We start from the raw sequence: 19620 nt of genomic DNA, 5'->3' as shown, positions 1-19620 counted from the left end.
AGAAAGGTTCCTTTACAAGCGTTTCTTTACATGACGCGCCCCCTTCACCCCACCGGCTCACCGGCCCCTCGGCACGGCTACGAGCCCCCGCCCCGCACCCACCACCGCGACGGCCCCGTCCCGATCGGTCCGCAGCACCCGCGCCCCACCGGCCCGCAACGACTCCACGGTCCTCGGCGACGGGTGTCCGTACGGGTTGTCGCGCCCCGCCGACACCAGCGCGAGACGCGGCCGCACGGCCCGTATCAGCCCGGGATCCTGGTGCGCGGACCCGTGGTGGGCGACCTTGAGCACGTCCACCGGCCCCAGCCCTGGACCGCTCCTCAGAAGCGCGCGCTGAGCCGGCGGTTCGAGGTCGCCCAGGAGCAGCAGACGGAGCCCTCCGGCGGCCCGGACGAGGAGGGTGACACTGGCGTCGTTCGCCCCGTCGACGGAGCCACCGACCGATCCGCCGGAACCGGCCGGCGGCCACAGCACCCACCACTCCAGCGCTCCCACCCTCCGATGCTCGCCCGCCCCCGCACGGACCACCGGCACCCCGGCGGCGGCCGCCGTCCGCCGCACGAACGCGGCCTGCGCGGGCGGCTCTTCGAGCCCCGTGGTCTGGATCGCCCCCACCGAGCGCCCCCGCAGCACCCCTGTCAGGCCGGCCACGTGGTCGGCGTGGAAGTGCGTGAGCACCAGCAACGGCACCCGCCGCACCCCGAGCTCCCGCAGGCAGCGGTCCACCGGTACGGGGTCGGGGCCGGCGTCCACCACGACGGCCGCGTCACCGCCCGCCGAGAGCACCGTCGCGTCCCCCTGCCCCACCTGGCACATCGCGAACACCCAGTCCGGCGGGGGCCATCCCGTGGCCCATCGCGTCAAGGGCACCGGTCGGACGGTCACGAGCAGAAGCAGCGCGGCGACGAACCCGGCGATCCACCCCCGGTGCGGAAGCCTGCGCGCCCCGAGCAGCACGAGGCCCGTGACCAGCGCCAGGACCAGCCCGCCCCACCACCCGTCGGGCCAGGCCAGCTGGGCCCCCGGCAGCTCCCCACCCGCACGCGCCACCCCCGCGATCCACCCGGCCGGCCACCCCGCCACCCACGCGACCCCAACCGCGGCCGGCTCCCACACCTGCGCCAGGGCGAGCGCGGCGAAGCCGAGCACCGTGGCAGGTGCGACCGCCAGTTCGGCGAAGAGATTCGCCGGGATGGCGACAAGACTCACCCGGGCGGCGAAGACCACCACGACCGGCGCACACACCGCCTGCGCCGCGAGGGCCGCCGCCAGCGCCTCCGCGAGCCGCCCCGGCACCCGGCGCCGCCGCAGCGCCTCGCTCCACCGCGGGGCGACCGTCAGCAGGGCCCCGGTGGCGAGCACCGAGAGCAGGAAGCCGTAACTCCGCGCCAGCCAGGGGTCGTAGAGCACCAGGAGCAGGACGGCGGCGGCCAGCGCGGGGATCAGCGATCTGCGGCGCCCGGTGCCGATCGCCAGGAGGACGACGAGCCCGCACGCCGCGGCGCGCAGCACGCTCGGATCGGGCCTGCAGACGACCACGAAGGCCAGCGTCAGCGCTCCCCCGGCCACCGCGGTCGCCCGCAGCGACAGTCCGATCCGGGGAGCGAGCCCCCCTCGCTCCACCTGGTGCGCCCTCCCGGGACGCCCGATGAGCAGGAGCAGGACGACGGAGAGGTTGCTGCCGGAGACCGCGAGGAGATGCGTGAGGTCGGTGGCCTCGAAGGCGTCCCGCAGGTCGGGCCCGATCCTGGAGGTGTCCCCCACGACCAGCCCCGGCAGCAGGGCGCGCGCGTCCGGAGCCAGCCCCTCGGTCGCTCTCCGCAGCCCGGCGCGCAGTTCGCCCGCCGTGCGCTGCGGCGCGCTCGGTGGACCGACGATCCGCGGCGGACCCGCTCCGTCGACCTTGAGGACCGCGGCGAACGGCTCACCCGAGCGCAGCGGCGGCGCCAGCCGGGCTCCGACCCGCAGCCGTGTCGAGGGCAGGAGTCGCAGCCACTCGTCTCTGCCTTCCCCCGGCGGCACGATCAGCAGCACCGGCGCTCGCGTCCTGTGCGCCGATCCGTCCGGCCGCTCGACGCGGGTCACCTCCCCGTCGAGGACGACCGAGACCGGCGCCATCGCGTTGCCCCGCACCCGGGGCCGGGTGAGCCGTGGGTCGGAGGTGACGGTGACCTCCATCTGCGCCCGGACGTAGTCACGCGCCAACGCCGGCACTGGACCGCGCCGCAGGTCCGCCGCGTGCAGCCCCGCCGAGGCCGCCCCGGCCGCCGCGCACAGCAGGACCCCCGCGCACGCGGTCGCCCGCAACCGCCGCCCCGACGTCACCGGAGCGGTCCCGGGCGTCACCGGAGCGGCCACCGACACGTCCGGTCCCCCTCCCACGGCTTCCCGGGCCTCGTCCGCCCCGCCGAACCGCCGCAGGACCAGGACCGGAACCAGCAGGGCGATCGCCCCCACCAGGCAGACCGTGACACCGGCCACCGTCCACCAGCCGGTGACACCCACCGCACAGGCCGCCGCCGCCCAGACCGCCAGCGCGAGAGGAACGAGCCTCAGGTCGGCCGGTCCCTCCTCGCCCACCCTCCGGACCCGGTTCACGGCCGGACCAGCGGTTCGAGGTCGGCGAACCGGCGCTCCCCGATGCCGTTGACCTCCCGCAGCTCGGCCACCGACCGGAAGCCGCCCTGCTCCGTGCGATGGTCGACGATGTGCCGCGCGAGGACCGGGCCGACGCCGGGCAGGGTGTCGAGCTGTTCCACAGTGGCCGCGTTGAGACTCAGCGGCGTCGCCGGCCCGCCGGTCCCGGCACCGGCTCCGGGACCGGAGCCGCCGACCGGCACCCCCGGCAGCCCGACAAGGACCTGCTCGCCGTCCATGAGCACACGGGCCCGGTTGATCCCGGTCAGATCGGCCCCCGGTTCCGCTCCGCCCGCAGCCTTCAGCGCGTCCGCCACCCGCGAGCCCCCGGGCAGCGTCAGCACTCCGGGCCTGCGCACCTTGCCGCCGACGTCGACGACCACTCTCGCCCCACCCGCAGCGGGTCCGGGGCTCTGCTCATTCCCCGCTCCGGCCCGGGCCACGGATGCGGCGGGTGTGGCCGCCGCGGTCGCGGCGCGGACGATCTCGGGAGCCCGCACCGGCTCCGGCCGCCCCGTCCAGAAGTACCCGCCGGCGAGGCCGGCGGCCACGAGCAGGATCACGGTCAGCGCGGCCAGCGCCCGAGGTTCGAGCCCGCACCGCGTCTGCACCCACAGCGGAGTCCGCTCCCGCAGCACCGCCACGAGCCGCCCCCGCACCGCCCGCGCAGGAGACCCCCGCTCCGGCGCCTCAGGTGTCTCCGCTGCCTCAGGCACCGACGGCGGGAAGAGTGCGTCCCCCCGTCGCCGCACGACAGTCCGGGGCACCTCGGAGACCCGGCGCACCCGGGTGCGCCTCCGCGCCCGCCCAGGAGGCGCGCCGCGCCCTCCCGGGCGACTGCGCCCGTCGGAACCCGGCGCCCTGCCGGGCCCGCTCGTCGGAGCGCCCGGCCTGTCCGCGGCTCCGGTGGTGATCGATGCGATACGTGTACGAAGTGCCATGCTCGTGACGGTAGAGATCACGACGGCCCTGTGCGGGACTCACCCAAGTCCCGTGGAAAAGACTCTGGTTGTGGATATCTCCGTCACTCCTACGAGGAGGAGAAGGAGGTAGGGGAGGTAGGGGAGGTAAGGGTGGTGGCGGTGGCGGATCTCAGCGCGGTGAGACGACGACCGCGAGGAGCCCCGGGCCGGTGTGTGCGCCGATGACCGCCCCCACCTCGCTGACGTGGAGTTCCTCGATGCCCGGGATCCGCTCCTTGAGCCGGTCGGCCAGCACGGCGGCCCGCTCCGGTGCGGAGAGATGGTGCACGGCGATGTCGACGGCGCCGGAGCCGGCCCGCTCCACGGCGATCTCCTCCAGGCGCGCGATGGCCTTGGAGGCCGTCCGCACCTTCTCCCGCAGCTCGATGCGTCCGCCGTCGAGTTCGAGGAGCGGCTTCACCGCGAGCGCGGAGCCCAGCAGCGCCTGCGCGGCACCGATGCGCCCGCCCCGGCGCAGATAGTCGAGCGTGTCGACGTAGAAGTAGGCGGAGGTTCCCGCGACGCGCTTCTCGGCCGCCGCGACCACCTCGTCGAGAGATCCGCCCGCTTCCGCGACCTCCGCCGCGGCCAGCGCGCAGAAGCCCAGCGCCATGCCCACCATGCGGGTGTCCACCACGCGCACCGGCACCGGGGCGTCCTTCGCCGCGAGCACGGCGGCGTCGTACGTCCCGGAGACCTCCGCGGACAGATGGAGCGAGACGATTCCCCGCGCCCCCGCCTCCGCGGCCTCGCGGTAGGCGGCGGCGAAGATCTCGGGACTCGGCCGCGAGGTGGTGACGGGCCGCCGCTTCTGCAGAGCCTCGGCCAGGGACCGGGCCGAGATCTCCGTGCCCTCCTCCAGCGCGCGGTCACCGATGACGACGGTCAGCGGGACCGTCGTGATAGCGTGCCGCTCCCTCGTCTGGGGTGGCAGATAGGCCGTGGAATCGGTGACGATCGCGACATGCCGGGACATGAGCGGGAGGTTACCTCCCGCAGCCTCGGCGCGGCAGCCCGGCCCCCCGCCGGACGCCCCAGAGGCCCCTCCCCGCACCACCAGGCACCCGCGACCCGCCCGACCAAGCCAAGCCAAGCTCGGCCAGGTCAGGTCGTGGTCTCCGGTCGGGCCGACTTCTCCCACGGGTAGGCAGTGCGCCGGGGATCAGGCGCCGTGATCGCGGGCGGCTCGTCCCCGGCCGCCAGCCCCGCCGTCCCTGCGGGGCTCCCCCACGGGTCCGACGCACCCGACTCCGGCGCCGTCTCCGGACCGTCCCAGTGACGCAGGGCGCCCGCCTCGACGTCGATCTGAGCACTCAGCGAGGACAGGTCATCCTCCGCGAACTTCAGCGCCCGGTCCCGGGCAGCCCGGCGCAGCGCCTCGGCCGACCCCGTGATCTGCTCGGTCCGCCGCGTGAGCTCCGGCAGCTGTCCGGCCACCCACGCCTTGTCCGGCTCCCGCTCCATGCGCTTGAGGTCCCCGTCCAGTTCGAGCCCGTGTGCGCTGAGCCGGTGGAACAGGTCGAGCGACTCCTTCAGCGACGCGTCCTCACCCACACCCGCCTGCAGCGCCTCCTGCGTGGCCCTCATCGAGGTGCGCAGCGAGAGCCGCAGCCGGGCCAGCTCGCCCGCGACCCCGGCCTGACCGAAGCTCTTGGCACGCAGCGTGGTGTCCTCCACGGTGCGTCGGGCCTGGTCCAGGGTGCGGTCCACCCCACGCTTGGTCGCCTTGGCCACCTTCACGGTGGCGTAGATCCCCAACGCCACGAAGGCGAAGAAGAGCAGCGCCATGATCGTGATAATCGCGGCTTCCATGTCCGCCCCTCCGGCATCGGTCGAGTCCCCACGACTGTGGTCCCTCCACCGTAAACGGAGCGGGCAGGCCAGGGGTTCCATCGGAACCCCCAACCTGCCCGTAGGGGAAATCCCCCATGCCTCCGCCGTCAGCCGACAGACATCAGTCGCAGACGTCAGCCGTAGCCGTCAGCCTGCGACGATGTTGACCAGCTTCGGCGCGCGCACGATCACCTTGCGGATCTCCGCGCCGCCCAGCGCCCCGACCACGTGCGGGTCGGCCAGCGCCAGCGTCTCCAGCTCCGCGTCCGTGATCGACGGGGAGACCTCCAGGCGGGCCTTGACCTTGCCCTTGATCTGCACGACGCAGGTCACGGTCTCGTCCACGACGTACGCCGGGTCGGCGACCGGGAAGCCCTGGTGGACGACCGAGTCGGTGTGGCCCAGCTTGCGCCACAGCTCCTCGGCGATGTGCGGGGCCAGCGGGGCGACCAGCAGCACCAGCTGCTCGGCGACCTGCCGGGACAGCGCGCCACCGGTCTTCGTCAGGTGGTTGTTCAGCTCGGTGACCTTGGCGATGGCGGTGTTGAAGCGCATCGCCGCCATGTCCTGGGCGACACCGTCGATCGCCTTGTGCAGGGCACGCAGCGTGTCCTCGTCGGCCGCGGTGTCGACGACGGTGACCTCGCCGGTCGCCTCGTCGACGATGTTGCGCCACAGTCGCTGCAGCAGCCGGTACTGGCCGACCACGGCGCGCGTGTCCCAGGGACGCGAGACGTCCAGGGGGCCCATCGCCATCTCGTACAGGCGCAGGGTGTCGGCGCCGTACTCGGAGCAGATCTCGTCCGGCGTCACCGCGTTCTTCAGGGACTTGCCCATCTTGCCCAGGACGCGGCTGACCTTCTCGCCCTCGTACCAGAAGGCGCCGTCCCGCTCCTCGACCTCGGCCGCCGGCACGGCGATGCCGCGGGCGTCCCGGTAGACGAAGGCCTGGATCATGCCCTGGTTGTACAGCTTGTGGAACGGCTCGGCCGAGGAGACGTGGCCCAGGTCGAACAGCATCTTGGACCAGAAGCGCGCGTACAGCAGGTGCAGCACGGCGTGCTCGGCGCCGCCGACGTACAGGTCGACGCCGCCGGTGGGCATGCCCTCGCGCGGGCCCATCCAGTACTGCTCGACGGCCGGGTCGACCAGCTGCTCGGAGTTGTGCGGGTCCAGGTAACGCAGCTCGTACCAGCAGGATCCGGCCCAGTTGGGCATGGTGTTGGTCTCGCGGCGGTAGCTCCGCGGGCCCGCGCCGTCGCCCAGGTCCAGGGTGACGTTGACCCAGTCCTCGTTGCGGGACAGCGGGGTCTCCGGCTGGGTGTCCGCGTCGTCCGGGTCGAAGGTGCGCGGCGAGTAGTCCTCGACCTCGGGCAGCTCCAGCGGCAGCATCGACTCGGGCAGCGAGTGCGCGACGCCGTCCTCGTCGTAGACGATCGGGAAGGGCTCGCCCCAGTACCGCTGGCGGCTGAACAGCCAGTCGCGCAGACGGAAGTTGACGGTGCCTTCGCCGATGCCGCGGTCGGCCAGCCAGGAGGTGATCTTCGCCTTGGCGTCGACGACGCCCAGACCGTCCAGCGAGATCTCGTCGTTGGCGGAATTGACCAGCTTCGCCTCGTAGGAGGCGAAAGCGTCGTCCCACGTCGCCGGGTCGGTGCCGCGGTCGTCCGACGGCTCGACGACGCAGCGCATCGGCAGCTCGAAGGCGCGCGCGAAGGCGAAGTCGCGGGTGTCGTGCGCCGGGACGGCCATGATGGCGCCGGTGCCGTAGCCCATCAGGACGTAGTCGGCGATGAAGACGGGGACCTGCTCGCCGCTGACCGGGTTGGTCGCGTACGCGCCGGTGAAGACGCCGGTCTTGTCCTTGGCCTCGGCCTGCCGCTCCACGTCGGACTTGGAGGCGGCCTGCTTGCGGTAGGCGTCGACGGCCTCGGACGGCGTGGCGTGCCCGCCGGTCCAGACGTCGTGGGTGCCCTCGGGCCAGGCGGCCGGGACGATCTTCGCGGCGCCGTCGACCAGGGGGTGCTCAGGAGCCAGGACCATGTAGGTGGCGCCGAACAAGGTGTCCTGGCGGGTGGTGAAGACGGTGATCGCGCCGGTGTCGCCGACCTGGAAGTCGACGCGGGCGCCCTCGGAGCGGCCGATCCAGTTCCGCTGCTGCAGCTTGATGGCCTCGGGCCAGTCCAGCGCGTCCAGGTCGTCCAGCAGGCGGTCCGCGTAGGCGGTGATCCGCATGTTCCACTGGCGCAGCTTGGACTTGAAGACGGGGAAGTTGCCGCGCTCGGAGCGACCGTCGGCGGTGACCTCCTCGTTGGCCAGGACCGTGCCCAGGCCGGGGCACCAGTTGACGGGCGCGTCGGAGGCGTACGCCAGGCGGTACTCGCTCAGGACGTCGGAGCGCTCGGCGGCGGTCAGCTCGCTCCACGCGCGCGTGGAGCCGGGAACCTCACGCGTGCCGTTCTCGAACTGCTCGATCAGCTCGGCGATCGGACGGGCCTTGCCGGCCTCGTCGTCGTACCAGGAGTTGAAGATCTGCAGGAAGATCCACTGGGTCCACTTGTAGTACTCCGGGTCGATCGTGGCGAACGACCGGCGCTTGTCGTGACCCAGGCCCAGCCGGCGCAGCTGGACCTTCATGTTCTCCATGTTGGCCTCGGTGGACACGCGCGGGTGCGTGCCCGTCTGCACGGCGTACTGCTCGGCCGGCAGGCCGAAGGCGTCGAAGCCCAGGGTGTGCAGCACGTTGTGACCGGTCATGCGCGCGTGGCGGGCGTAGACGTCCGTGGCGATGTAGCCCAGCGGGTGGCCGACGTGCAGGCCCGCACCCGAGGGGTACGGGAACATGTCCATGATGAACTTCTTGGGCCGGGCGGCGACCTCGGGGTCGCCCGCCAGGTCGCCGGAGGGGTTCGGTGCCTCGTACGTGCCCTCGGCGTCCCAGAAGTCCTGCCAGCGTGCCTCGATGTCGGCGGCCATGGCCGCCGTGTAGCGATGCGGGGCCGCCATCTCGGCGGTCGTATTGATCTCGGTCATGGTCCTTGAAGCTCCATCGATCGTCTCTGCCCACTGCCACGAACTGCCGCGAAATGAAAAATCCCCTCGCACAGGAGGGGACGCCGCGCCGACTCCGGCGGGATGACGGTCGACGGGGCGACGGTCATGCGCCGGGACTGATCAGCGCGGCTCGGTAAGCAGGAGGCGTACGGCACGCATGGCGCCAGGGTACCGCAGGGCCCGCGCGGGCCGCACCGACGTTCCACGCGCGAGCGGACGAGGAAGACGTACGGGCACACGAGGAGTACGGGCACACGAGACGTACGAGCACACGAGGAGCATGTGCAAACGAAGAAGCGGGCCACCCGATCCGGGTGACCCGCTTCCTTTCTGTGGAGCTAAGGAGAATTGAACTCCTGACCTCCTGCATGCCATGCAGGCGCTCTACCAACTGAGCTATAGCCCCTTGCTGCTTTCCCGTCTCCGTTTCGGTTTCCCTCGCGGCGACAGACAGAACATTAACCGGCTCCCGGGCAGATCTCCAAATCGATTCCCCGAGCCCCTCCGACCTGCCCGGTAGGGTCGCCGACTGTGTCCGTCTCCGTGCTCTCGAAAACCCGCGCCCGGCCGTGGCCCCTGGCCACCGCCGCGGCGGTCTGCCTGCTCTCCTTCGCGTCCTTCTGGGTGGCGCAACGCCTCGCCCACGTGAACATGCTCGACGTGATGGTCTACCGGGCCGAGGGCGAGACACTGCGGGCCGGCGGGGACCTCTACGCGATGCGCGCCACCTCGGCGAACCTCGCCATGACCTATCCGCCGTTCGCGGCGGTGCTGTTCCTCCCGCTGACCCTGGTGAGCGTCCCGCTGATGCGGACGCTCACGACCGCGGGGAACCTGCTCCTGGTGATCGCCCTGGTCCAGCTGTCGCTCCAACTGGTCCGCCCCGCACTGTCCCGGACGGACCTGTGGCGTACGACACTGTTCGTCGCCGCCGCCGTGGTCTGGTGCGAGCCGGTGTGGACGACACTGCGGTACGGCCAGATCAACCTGCTCATAGCGGTGGCGGTCCTCTGGGACCTCACGCGCCGCGAGGGCAGCCGCTGGGCCGGGCTCGGGATCGGTCTCGCGACAGCGGTGAAGCTCACACCGGGGCTCTTCGTGGTCCTCCTGCTCGCCGCCGGCTTGCTCCTGTGGCGCCGGGACCACCGCTGGAACCAGTGGCTCCGCACGGGCGTGACGGCGACCGGGGTGTTCCTGGCGACGACACTGACCGTGGCGCTGGCCCTGCCGGCGGACTCGAAGAAGTTCTGGACGGAGACGCTCTTCGCGACCGGCCGGGTCGGCTTCGCCGAGGAGACCGCCAACCAGTCCATCAGCGGCGTCCTGGCCCGCCTGATGCACACGGATTCCCCGGGCATCTGGTGGCTGCTGACCGCGGCCGTCATGGGCGGTGCGGCGATGTACCTCGCAGTACGGGCCGCTGTCCGCGGCGACAAGGCGGCGGCTGTGATCATCTGCGCGTTCACGGCGCTGATGATCAGCCCGATCTCCTGGTCCCACCACTGGGTCTGGTGCGTGCCCCTGCTGATCCTGCTCGCGGACCGCGCCACGCGCGCGTGGCCGGTGACGGGTGTGGTGGCCCTGGCCTTCACGTCGTTCGCGCTGTGGTGGGTGCCGCACGACCCGGGCCGTCCCGAACTGGACCAGAACGCGGGTCAGATGCTGCTGTCCGCCGTCTATCCGCTGACGGCGACGGCGCTGCTCGTGGCGTACGTGCTGAAGGAGCGGCGTCAGGCTCTGGCGAAGGAGTAGAACCGCTTGAGGGTGCAGTGCTCGTCGAGGAGCCGGCCGTAGATCGGCTCCCCCTCCAGCTCGCGGTACGTCTCGATGGGGTCGCCTTTTATGATCAGCGCCCGCGCGCACTCCTCGCACCAGTACTGGAAGTCGGGATTGACGGGGTCCATGTCGCGCACGATGGGCGTACCGCTGCCGCACCAGTCGCACTTCCGCCTGTGTGCACCCATCAGTCAGCTCCAGCTGTGGCCGCAGGCCGCGCACCCATAGGACACCCTGCCGTTTTCGCCGAGCACTTGGGTCACCCTCCCGTCCGGATTCTCGTCCCCCTCCGGCCGTCCGATTCTGCCATGGCCCCGCAAGAGGGTCAGCGCGCTCGCCGGGGCAGCCCTGCCACGGCCCCGACGACCGCCGTGGCGGCCAGGGCGAGGCCGGTCGCCCAGAACGCGTCGGCGGACGCTTGTGCTCCGCCGGCCGTCAGGCGGCCCAGGAAGAGGGCGCCGAAGGCAGCGACTCCGATGAGCTGGCCGAGCTGGGTGACGGTGGCGAGCAGTCCGCTGGCGTCGGCGGCGTCCTCGGGCCGTACGGTGGCCAGCGCGCCGGTCAGGGCGGGACTGAAGGCCAGTGCGATGCCGACACCCACGCCGCACAGGGCCGGGTAGAGACCCCAGCCGCCCGTTCCCCCGTCCGCGAGGGACCGGCCGAGGGCGAGCGAGGCGCCCGCCGCGAGCAGGAATCCGCCCGGGATCAGCGCGCGTTGCGTACGGGCCGGCCAGCGCCGCCAGGTCAGTCCGACCACACCGAACGCGACGGCGGCGGGGCCGAAGGTGAGTCCGGCGCGCAGGGCGCTGAGCCCGAGCCCGCCCTGCAGGTGCAGGGTGAGGGTGAACAGGAACCCGGCGTTGACGCCCATCGCCACGGCGATCCGGACGACCGCCCGCCCCATGCCGGGAACCCGCAGGACGCGCGGGGCGATGAGGGGCGCGCCACCGCGCCTGGCGAGTCTCGACTCGTACGCGCCGAACACGGCGAGGAACAGCAGGGAGCCGCCGAGCGAGAGCCACGCCCACAGCGGCCAGCCCTGTTCCTCTCCAAGGACCAGGGGGACGGTCAGCAGGCACACGGCGGCCGCGAGGAGGAGCAGTCCTGGCAGGTCGAGGCCGCGGGTCCGCTCGGGCCCGGTGCGGGCGTCGCGCGGCAGGACGCGGGCGCCGAGGGCGAGCAGGGCGAGCCCGATCGGGACGTTGACCAGGAAGACCGGCCGCCAGCCCGTGCCGAAGAGGTCGGCGCTGACGAGGACGCCGCCGGCGACCTGGCCCGCGGCGGCGCCGGTGGCCAGGACGGCGGAGTACGCGCCGAGCGCCCGGACCCGGTGCTCTCCGGTGAAGTTCCGCTGGATGAGGCTCAGCACCTGCGGGATCATCAGGGCGGAGCCGGCCCCCTGGACCATCCGGAAGGCGATCAACTGGCCGGTTCCGGCGGCGAGTCCGCAGGCGAGGGAGGCCGCGGTGAAGAGGGCGAGGCCCCCGAGGTACATCCGGCGGTGGCCGAGCAGGTCACCGAGTCGGGCCCCGGTGATCAGCAGCACCGCGTAGGTGACGGTGTATCCGGCGACGACGAGTTGGAGTCCGGCTCCGGAGGCGGAGAGTTCGGCGCGGATGGTGGGGGCGGCGACGTTGACGATGAAGACGTCGAGGAGCGCCATGAACTGGGCGGCCAGCACCACGCCGAGCAGCGTTCCGGGTCGATTGTCGGTGCCACGGTCTTTACTGAGTACGGGACGTGTTGTGGTCGAGGGCATGCAAGGAGCGTGCCCGCGGTCCGATACGGGTAACGAGAGCCCGCTGATGCTGGTACTGACACCACCTGGCAACGGCGGCACGGGGACTCGACCATGGGGGTGTGACGACTGTGGCAGCTGTACCGATCCAGCCGCGCCGACGGCCTGAGCTGGCCGCCTTCCTGCGCGGCCGCAGAGCCCGGGTGACCCCGGAGGACGTCGGCATGCCGCCGGGGCTGCGCCGCCGCACACCGGGGCTGCGCCGCGAGGAGGTCGCCCAGCTCTCCGGGGTGGGTGTGACCTGGTACACGTGGTTGGAGCAGGGCCGGCCGATCAACGCCTCGGCGCAGGTGCTCGACGCCGTCGCCCGCACGCTCCGCCTCGACCGGCCCGAGCGGGAGCACCTCTATCACCTGGCCGAGGTGCCGTACACGCCGGAGCGCGCCGCCCCGGACGTCGAGGTCGTCAGCCCGGAGATCCAGGGAATCCTCGACGCCCTGGACCCGCACCCGGCGGTGCTCTACAACGCGCGGTACGACGTGCTGGCGACCAACACCACCTACGAGCGGCTCTTCCTGTGGGAAGGCAACGGCCTGGACACGGGCCCGTTCGGTTTACGCAACGTGCTGTGGGCGCTCTTCACCGCGCCGGAGCCGACGTGCCCCCTGGTCGACCGGGAGCAGGAGCTGCCGCTGATGGTGGCCCAGCTGCGGGGGGCGTACGGACGCCATGTGGGCGAGCCTGCCTGGGAGGCGTTCGTGCGGCGTCTGGCGGAGGCCAGCCCCGTTTTCGCGCGGCTCTGGCAGAGCGGCGACGTCGTGCCGCCGGGGACCCGGGTGAAGACCTTCCGTCACGAGGCGGTCGGCGAGATGCGGATGACCTCGGTCTCCCTCTCCGTCAACGGGATGCCGGAGTGCCGGATCGTGACGTACACGCCGAACGACGAGGAGAGCCGCCGCGCGATCCGGGCACTGGGCGGAAACGACGAATCCCGCCCCCTGTTGGGGACGGGATTCGGTGACTGTGGAGCTAAGGAGAATTGAACTCCTGACCTCCTGCATGCCATGCAGGCGCTCTACCAACTGAGCTATAGCCCCTCGTGTTCTCTGCGCTCTCTGCGCTGCGAACAAGATGAACTTTAGCCTGTGACCTGCCGGAAAGTGAAATCCGGGTCCGGCAGGCCGCTCACGCGCCTCAGTCGTCGTCGCCGAGGACCGGCTCGGGCAGCGTGCCGGCGTTGTGCTCCATCAGGCGCCAGCCACGGGCGCCCTCTCCGAGGACGGACCAGCAGCAGTTGGAGAGCCCGCCCAGGCTCTCCCAGTGCTGGGCCTCCAGGCCCAGGAGCCGGCCGATGGTGGTGCGGATCGTGCCGCCGTGGCTCACGACGACGAGCGTGCCGTCCTCGGGAAGCTTCTCGGCGTGTTCCAGGACGACCGGAGCGGCCCGGTCGGCCACCTCGGTCTCCAGTTCGCCGCCGCCCCGACGCACGGGCTCGCCGCGCTTCCAGGCGGCGTACTGCTCGCCGTAGCGGGCGACGATCTCGTCGTGGGTGAGTCCCTGCCACTCCCCCGCGTACGTCTCGCGCAGCGCGGAGTCGTGGGCGACGGTGTGTCCGGTGAGCGCGGCCAGCTCGGCGGCGGTGGCCGCTGCCCGCTTCAGGTCGGAGGCCACGACGGCGTCCGGCTTCAGCGCGGCGAGCAGCCGGGCGGCCCGGCGCGCCTGGGCGACGCCGGTCTCGGTCAGCTCGATGTCCGTGGACCCCTGGAACCGGCGCTCCAGGTTCCAGGAGGTCTGGCCGTGACGCCAGAGGACGATGCGGCGGCCACTGCCGCCCTTGGTGGTGCTCAGCTGAGCTCACCGTCCGGTCCGTCGGGCAGGCCGGAGCCGGCCTCCAGGTCGACACCGGTCAGGGCGGCGTGCTCGGCCGCCTTGCCGCGGGTCTTCAGGGCTTCCTCGGGCAGCGGAAGCTCGGGGCAGTCCTTCCAGAGGCGCTCGAGGGCGTAGAAGACGCGCTCCTCGCTGTGCTGGACGTGGACGACGATGTCGACGTAGTCCAGGAGGATCCAGCGGGCGTCGCGGTCGCCCTCGCGGCGGACCGGCTTGGCGCCGAGGTCCTTGTTGAGCCGCTCCTCGATCTCGTCGACGATCGACTTGACCTGGCGGTCGTTGGGGGCGGAGGCGAGCAGGAAGGCGTCGGTGATCGACAGCACATCGCTGACGTCGTACGCGATGATGTCGTGAGCGAGCCGGTCGGCGGCAGCCAGAGCGGCGGCGTTGACGAGCTCGATGGAGCGATCCGTGGCGGTCACAAGTGGGCTTTCGTCGGCGGTCCAGTACCCCTCCAGGGTCTCACGGACCGCCGACGCCGCCGCCAACGTTTATCCCGGGGCCTCTACCGGGCCCTCGGGGCCTTGTAGTCCTGGCCCAGGACGACGGTCACCGCGGCCGTTCCCGAGGGCTTGCCCTTCTCGACCGAGCCGGCCGGGAGCCCCAGGGTCTTGGCGACCTCGGCCGCCGTCACCTTCTGGGCTTCGTCACCGTAGATGACCTGCGACTTCTCCTGGGTTTCCGCCTCGGCGCCGCCGATGAAGACGTAGCCGCCGTTGATCAGGACCACCCGGGCCGCCTCGGTCGCGTCCTTGCCGGATCCGTCCCGCACGGAGACCCGCGGCACGTCGCCGGCGTCGGGCGCGGAGACCTTGCCGCCGAGGATGTCCTTCACCACGCTGTCGCTGGCGCCCTCACTGAGCGTGCCGTCCTGGCCGACCGGCAGCAGGGCCGTCTTGTGGTCGCCGATCTTGGCGTGCTCGGCGAGCTTCGCGAGGGAGGCGCCGAGGTCCTTCTCGGGGAGCGACGGGTCGAGGATCTGCACCAGGGACTCGACGGTGACCGTCGCGGCCTTCGGGTCGTCGGAGATCTTCCGCAGCACCCCGTACATGACCTGGCCGAAGCGCTGGAGCTGCTTGACCTCGGCCTCGCCGGGAGCCCGGTACGTCGCGTAGGCGACGGCCGCGCGGCCGCTCAGGCTCTGCTTCTCGCCCTTCTCGACGAGCGGTCCCGCGCCCTTCTTCGTGTCGGGCACGGCCGTGTCCGTGTCGACCTCGATGCCGCTGACCAGCTCGACCAGGTTCTCCAGGAACGGGGTGTCGAGCCGCCACGTGCCGGTGATCTTCGTGCCGAAGAGGTTGCCGATCGCCTCGCGGGTGCCGCCCGAGCCGTCGTCCTCGACCGACTTGCCGAGGGTGGTCGCGGAACCCTCGCCGTCGGCGACGGTGAGGTTGTTGGGGAGCAGGACCGTGGTGCCCTGCTTGGTGGTGGTGTTGTCGACGAGCAGGACGGTGGAGGTCCCCCCGCCCCTCGTGTTGTGGAGGTGGACGACGATCGTGTCGCGCTTCTGCGGCCCGGTCGCCGTGTCCTGCCGCTGCTCCGGGGCGGAGGCACCGGGGAGCATCCCGGCGGACCAGAGGTAGCCGACACCGCCCACGGCGGCGAGTACGAGGACGACGACGAGCGCGACGACCCGGTTGCGGCCGCGCCGCCTGGCCTCCTCGCGCCGCTCCGAGCGGCTCTCGGTGAACTTGAGCCAGTCGATGACGTCCTCGGAGTCCTCGTCGGGCTCCTCGATGAACGAGAACTGCTCGGTGCGGTACTCCCGGTCGTCGTCGCCCTGCCGGGCCGGGGCGGGCTGCTCGGACGCGGGCCGCTGGCCGGGTACACCGGCCGGGGCCGCCACGGGAGCCGCGGGTGCCGCCTGCGCCGCCTGCGCGGCCGGCATCGCCTGCGTGGCCTGTACGGGGGCGGGCTCGGCCTGCGCGGCCCACTGCTGCCCGGTGTCCGTGTCGTACGAGGGGTACGCGTAGCCCTGCTGCCCATAAGGGTCGTACTGCGGCTGCTGCTGGACGGGCTGCTGCTGCGCGTAGGGGTCGTAGCCGTACGCCTGCTGCGCCTGCTGCTGCGGCTGACCGCCGTACGGGTCGTAGTGCTGCTGACCGGGCTGCTGCGGCGTCGGCTGGTACACCGGCTGTCCGTACTCGTCGTAGCCGATGATCTGCGGCTGCGGATAGTACGGATCGTACGGATTCTGCTGGTCGTTCACCGGTGGCCCTCCCCGAAGCTCACTCGCCGCGGTACAACTGGCGCTTGTCGATGTAGCGCACCACACCGTCCGGGACGAGATACCAGACGGGATCGCCCTGGGCGACCCTCGCCCGGCAGTCGGTGGACGAGATCGCGAGCGCGGGAACCTCGACCAGCGAGACACCGCCCTTGGGCAGTCCGTCGTCGGTGAGGTCGTGGCCCGGTCGGGTGACGCCGATGAAGTGCGCGAGCGAGAAGAGCTCCTCGGCGTCGCGCCAGGTGAGGATCTGCGACAGCGCGTCGGCCCCGGTGATGAAGAACAGGTCCGAGTCGCTGTTGAGAGAGCGCAGGTCCCTCAGCGTGTCGATGGTGTAGGTCGCGCCGGGCCGGTCGATGTCGATCCGGCTGACCGAGAACTGCGGGTTGGACGCGGTGGCGATGACCGTCATCAGATAGCGGTCCTCCGCCGCCGACACGGCCTTGTGCCCCTTCTGCCACGGCTGCCCGGTCGGCACGAACACCACCTCGTCGAGGTGGAACAGAGCGGCCACCTCGCTGGCGGCCACCAGGTGACCGTGGTGGATCGGGTCGAACGTTCCGCCCATCACGCCGAGTCGGCGTTTGCCGCGGCCGCCGGTAGACACTTCCTGCTCTCCCATGCGTGCAGAGCCTACTGGCACCGCGGCGGACGCCGGTTCGGCGGTCGTCGGATCAGCGGTCGCGGTTGAAGCGCGTGGTGATCCACAGCAGCAGGAGCAGCGCACCGAGGGCGCCGAAGCCGGTGAGGTAGGGGCTGAGGCTTTCGTGGTTGCCACCGTGCTCGGTGGCACCCTCGGCGAGCGTGACCAGGTTGGCGGCGGTGCTGTGGAGGCTCATCGTCAGCAAAACCTATCGATCGGGGATGGGAGCGGAGACTTCGCGCACATCGTATGCGGGCCGTCCGGACACTCTCACGCCGACTCAGGCGTTGGCGTTGTCGTCGGTGTTGGCGTCGGAGTTGTCGTCGGTGCCGGCATCGCCGTCGGTACGCGTGGCGGCGTCGTCGGCGCGGTAGCCGCGCAGCAGGAACCAGGCGAGCAGGACGGCTCCCACGATCGAGCCGAGCAGCACGATCCGGAGGGTGTCCCCCGGGCCTTCCTGTGCGGCGGCCGCGAGCAGGGCCGCGGCCGCGTCGATGGTGTCCGGCATGTCCGTCGTGCTCCTCGGTGGTCCGCTGTGCCCGAGTTATCCACAGGCCCCGGCACACGGTAGCGCCAACGCCTAGGGTGGGTTCCGTCAGGGGGACGAGCACCGACTCGTACGAACAGGGGGCATCCATGACCGAGAACCACCAGGGGAACGTGCCGAGCAGGCAGCGAAAGCGGTTCCCCGGCATCTCCTCGCGGGCCTACGAACATCCGGCCGACCGCTCGGCGCTGGTCGCGCTGCGCAAGCTCAGCGGCTTCGACACCGCTTTCAAGGCACTCAGCGGCCTTCTCCCCGAGCGCAGCCTGAGACTGCTGTTCCTCTCGGACTCCGTCCGGGTGAGCGACGCGCAGTTCAGCCAGCTCAACGACATGCTGAGGGACGCCTGTTACATCCTGGACCTGGAGAAGGTCCCGTCGATGTACGTCACGCAGGACCCCAAGCCCAACGCCATGTGCATCGGCATGGACGAGCCGATCATCGTGGTGACCACCGGGCTGGTGGAGCTGCTCGACGAGGAGGAGATGCGGGCGGTCATCGGCCACGAGGTGGGCCACGCGCTCTCCGGCCACGCCGTGTACCGCACCATTCTTCTCTTCCTCACCAATCTCGCGCTCAAGATCGCCTGGGTGCCGCTGGGGACCGTGGCGATCACGGCCATCGTGACGGCGCTGCGCGAGTGGTTCCGCAAGTCGGAGCTCTCCGCCGACCGGGCCGGGCTCCTCGTCGGGCAGGACGTGCAGGCCTCGATGCGCGGTCTGATGAAGATCGCCGGCGGCAACCACCTCCACGAGATGAACGTCGACGCGTTCCTCGCTCAGGCCGACGAGTACGAGAAGGCCGGTGACCTGCGCGACTCGGTCCTGAAGATCCTGAATGTGCTGCCCCGCTCGCACCCCTTCGCCACGGTGCGGGCCGCGGAGCTGAAGAAGTGGTCGGAGAGCCGCGACCACCAGCGGATCATGGACGGGCACTACCCCCGGCGCTCCGAGGACAAGGACACCTCGGTCACGGACGCCTTCCGCGAGTCGGCCGGGCACTACGCCGATACGGTGCGGACCAGCAAGGACCCGCTGATCAAGCTGGTCGGGGACATAGCCGGGGGCGCCGGTGACCTCGCGGGCGACCTGGGCGGACGGCTGCGCAACCGCTTCGGCGGACAGAGCACCGGCCAGGGCGGCGCTCAGAGCACCAAGGAGGCCGACGGCCGGACCGGGGACGGCGAGACCAAGGACGGTCAGAGCGAGGGCTGAGCGCTCGGCGCCAGCGCACCGCACAGGGACGGGGCCGCGGGCCTGGTCGTGGCGTACGGGTCGGTGACCGCCGGCCCGCCCGCCTCCGGGGCCCGCGCTCCGGCGAGGAGCGGCTTCAGGGCGCCGGTGGAGCCGGGGCCGCAGGCCTGCGGTCCGGCCTCCACCGTGCTGGCCAGCAGCTCGGCCCGGTGCATGCGCAGGTCCTCGCGGTCGAAGCGGAAGTGCATCACGCGGTGGACGGTGAACAGCGAGGCCTCGGCGGCCGGTCCCACGCCGCCGGCGGCCGGACGCAGGGCGTAGGTGAACGTGTGGTCGGCGGTGACGTCCAGCGTGTCCGGGCCGGACTCCTCGAAACGGAGCGTGCCCTGGACGCGGGTGCCGGGGTCGGCAAGCACGACCTGCCGCGGGTCGAAGCGGACGAGCCAGGCGGCGAGGGCGTGCCGTCCGTCGTCGGCCGGTGACTCGACGCTTCGGTCGAACTGCTCCAGCTGGTCGGGGTCGAGCAGCAGCCGGACGGGCCGCACGGTCGTTCCGGAGAGCGTGTCGGGCTCCAGGGACGAGGCGACGAGGTAGTCCTTGGCGATGCTGAGGGCGGTGACGACCTGGCTCTCCGCGAAGTGGGAGGTGCGTCCGACGACGGGCAGGTTGATGCCGGCGGCTCCCGTGCGGTACTCGGCGACGGGGCTGCGGGCGAAGAGCTGCTCGGGCTGCCCGCCCGGGACGGTGCCCTGCGGGGCGAGCGGGACCACGGTGGTCCGCAGCGGTTCGGCCCGCTGGTCGGCGGGGGGCTGGTACGGGTTGCGGACGCCGAGGTAGATGGCGGTGCCGAAGGCGAGGAGGATCAGCAGGACCAGCAGGACGGCCTGCCGGGATCCGGTTCCGCCCTCCCGGGCGGTCCGGGACCGCACGGGCTGGGCGTACTCCCCCATCCGCTCCTGGGCGGAGAACTCCTGGAGGCGGGCAGCACGGACGAACGACTCGTCGAAGACGACGGATCGGTACTCGTCCTCACCACCGCCGGGGAGACCCTCGGGTGTCCCCTCAGGCGGGTCGCCACGCCCTGCCATACCTTCAGGGTAGGTCGGCGGGGGCTCCGGTAAAC

17 protein-coding genes and 2 tRNA genes are annotated in these 19620 nt (G+C 71.8%); 3 read left to right on the top strand and 16 right to left on the bottom strand.

Annotated features, from left to right (window positions below):
* Positions 1-57: 57 nt before the first annotated feature.
* From DEJ46_RS26675 to DEJ46_RS26650, 6 genes are all read right to left on the bottom strand, one after another.
* The gene (locus tag DEJ46_RS26675; RefSeq protein WP_150270320.1) at positions 58-2601 is read right to left on the bottom strand and encodes a ComEC/Rec2 family competence protein; all 2544 of its coding nucleotides are present in this window, start codon (positions 2599-2601) and stop codon (positions 58-60) included.
* Positions 2598-3356 (bottom strand): helix-hairpin-helix domain-containing protein, encoded by a 759-nt coding sequence (locus tag DEJ46_RS26670; protein ID WP_411757785.1) that lies wholly within the window; start codon positions 3354-3356, stop codon positions 2598-2600. Before DEJ46_RS26670 ends, DEJ46_RS26675 begins: the two co-directional genes overlap by 4 nt.
* Positions 3357-3732: 376 nt before the next feature.
* The gene (locus DEJ46_RS26665) at positions 3733-4578 is read right to left on the bottom strand and encodes a DegV family protein (protein ID WP_150270316.1); all 846 of its coding nucleotides are present in this window, start codon (positions 4576-4578) and stop codon (positions 3733-3735) included.
* Positions 4579-4706: 128 nt separating this feature from the next.
* Positions 4707-5414 carry a hypothetical protein gene (locus tag DEJ46_RS26660; protein WP_150270314.1) on the bottom strand — a complete coding sequence of 236 codons (708 nt, stop codon included), beginning with the start codon at positions 5412-5414 and terminating at the stop codon, positions 4707-4709.
* Positions 5415-5582: 168 nt separating this feature from the next.
* Positions 5583-8468, bottom strand: a complete 2886-nt coding sequence (gene leuS, locus DEJ46_RS26655) for a leucine--tRNA ligase (protein ID WP_150270312.1) — start codon at positions 8466-8468, stop codon at positions 5583-5585.
* A gap of 354 nt (positions 8469-8822) precedes the next feature.
* Positions 8823-8895: transfer RNA gene (locus DEJ46_RS26650), tRNA-Ala, on the bottom strand.
* Between the two features lie 125 nt (positions 8896-9020).
* On the opposite strand from DEJ46_RS26650, the gene DEJ46_RS26645 reads away from it, so the two are divergent.
* Positions 9021-10241, top strand: coding sequence for a glycosyltransferase 87 family protein (locus tag DEJ46_RS26645; RefSeq protein ID WP_150270310.1), 1221 nt, complete (start codon positions 9021-9023; stop codon positions 10239-10241).
* Here the strand turns inward: DEJ46_RS26645 and DEJ46_RS26640 are convergent.
* Entirely contained in the window at positions 10220-10453 is a 234-nt protein-coding gene (locus DEJ46_RS26640) for a hypothetical protein (RefSeq protein WP_055643500.1), read from the bottom strand. The genes DEJ46_RS26645 and DEJ46_RS26640 overlap by 22 nt on opposite strands.
* A gap of 137 nt (positions 10454-10590) precedes the next feature.
* Positions 10591-11946: an MFS transporter gene (locus DEJ46_RS26635; RefSeq protein WP_223835500.1), complete on the bottom strand. Its 1356-nt coding sequence runs from the start codon at positions 11944-11946 to the stop codon at positions 10591-10593.
* 179 nt (positions 11947-12125) lie between these two features.
* On the opposite strand from DEJ46_RS26635, the gene DEJ46_RS26630 reads away from it, so the two are divergent.
* Entirely contained in the window at positions 12126-13046 is a 921-nt protein-coding gene (locus DEJ46_RS26630; protein WP_150270308.1) for a helix-turn-helix transcriptional regulator, read from the top strand.
* Here the strand turns inward: DEJ46_RS26630 and DEJ46_RS26625 are convergent.
* From DEJ46_RS26625 to DEJ46_RS26600, 7 genes are all read right to left on the bottom strand, one after another.
* Positions 13028-13100 (bottom strand) — tRNA-Ala (locus tag DEJ46_RS26625). The genes DEJ46_RS26630 and DEJ46_RS26625 overlap by 19 nt on opposite strands.
* Before the next feature lie 97 nt (positions 13101-13197).
* Complete coding sequence (locus tag DEJ46_RS26620) at positions 13198-13851, bottom strand: histidine phosphatase family protein (protein ID WP_150270306.1); 654 nt, start codon at positions 13849-13851, stop codon at positions 13198-13200.
* A complete protein-coding gene (gene rsfS, locus DEJ46_RS26615) occupies positions 13848-14312 on the bottom strand; it encodes a ribosome silencing factor (RefSeq protein WP_150270304.1) in 465 nt (154 codons plus the stop codon). The genes DEJ46_RS26620 and rsfS overlap by 4 nt, the downstream gene beginning before the upstream one ends.
* 83 nt (positions 14313-14395) lie before the next feature.
* The gene (locus DEJ46_RS26610) at positions 14396-16099 is read right to left on the bottom strand and encodes an LCP family protein (protein ID WP_150270303.1); all 1704 of its coding nucleotides are present in this window, start codon (positions 16097-16099) and stop codon (positions 14396-14398) included.
* A gap of 19 nt (positions 16100-16118) precedes the next feature.
* Positions 16119-16739 (bottom strand): nicotinate-nucleotide adenylyltransferase, encoded by a 621-nt coding sequence (gene nadD, locus DEJ46_RS26605; protein WP_024756717.1) that lies wholly within the window; start codon positions 16737-16739, stop codon positions 16119-16121.
* A gap of 52 nt (positions 16740-16791) precedes the next feature.
* Positions 16792-16956: a hypothetical protein gene (locus tag DEJ46_RS39295; RefSeq protein ID WP_189504114.1), complete on the bottom strand. Its 165-nt coding sequence runs from the start codon at positions 16954-16956 to the stop codon at positions 16792-16794.
* A gap of 84 nt (positions 16957-17040) precedes the next feature.
* The gene (locus DEJ46_RS26600; RefSeq protein ID WP_150270301.1) at positions 17041-17268 is read right to left on the bottom strand and encodes a hypothetical protein; all 228 of its coding nucleotides are present in this window, start codon (positions 17266-17268) and stop codon (positions 17041-17043) included.
* A gap of 128 nt (positions 17269-17396) precedes the next feature.
* Between DEJ46_RS26600 and DEJ46_RS26595 the strand changes: the two genes are divergently transcribed.
* The gene (locus tag DEJ46_RS26595) at positions 17397-18518 is read left to right on the top strand and encodes a M48 family metallopeptidase (RefSeq protein ID WP_150270300.1); all 1122 of its coding nucleotides are present in this window, start codon (positions 17397-17399) and stop codon (positions 18516-18518) included.
* Here DEJ46_RS26595 and DEJ46_RS26590 read toward each other — a convergent pair.
* A complete protein-coding gene (locus DEJ46_RS26590) occupies positions 18503-19585 on the bottom strand; it encodes a hypothetical protein (protein WP_150270298.1) in 1083 nt (360 codons plus the stop codon). The genes DEJ46_RS26595 and DEJ46_RS26590 overlap by 16 nt on opposite strands.
* Positions 19586-19620 lie beyond the last annotated feature (35 nt).

The organism is Streptomyces venezuelae (assembly GCF_008642375.1).
GTDB classification, from domain to species: Bacteria; Actinomycetota; Actinomycetes; order Streptomycetales; family Streptomycetaceae; genus Streptomyces; species Streptomyces venezuelae_G.
This window is presented reverse-complemented; position numbering and strand designations above follow the sequence as displayed.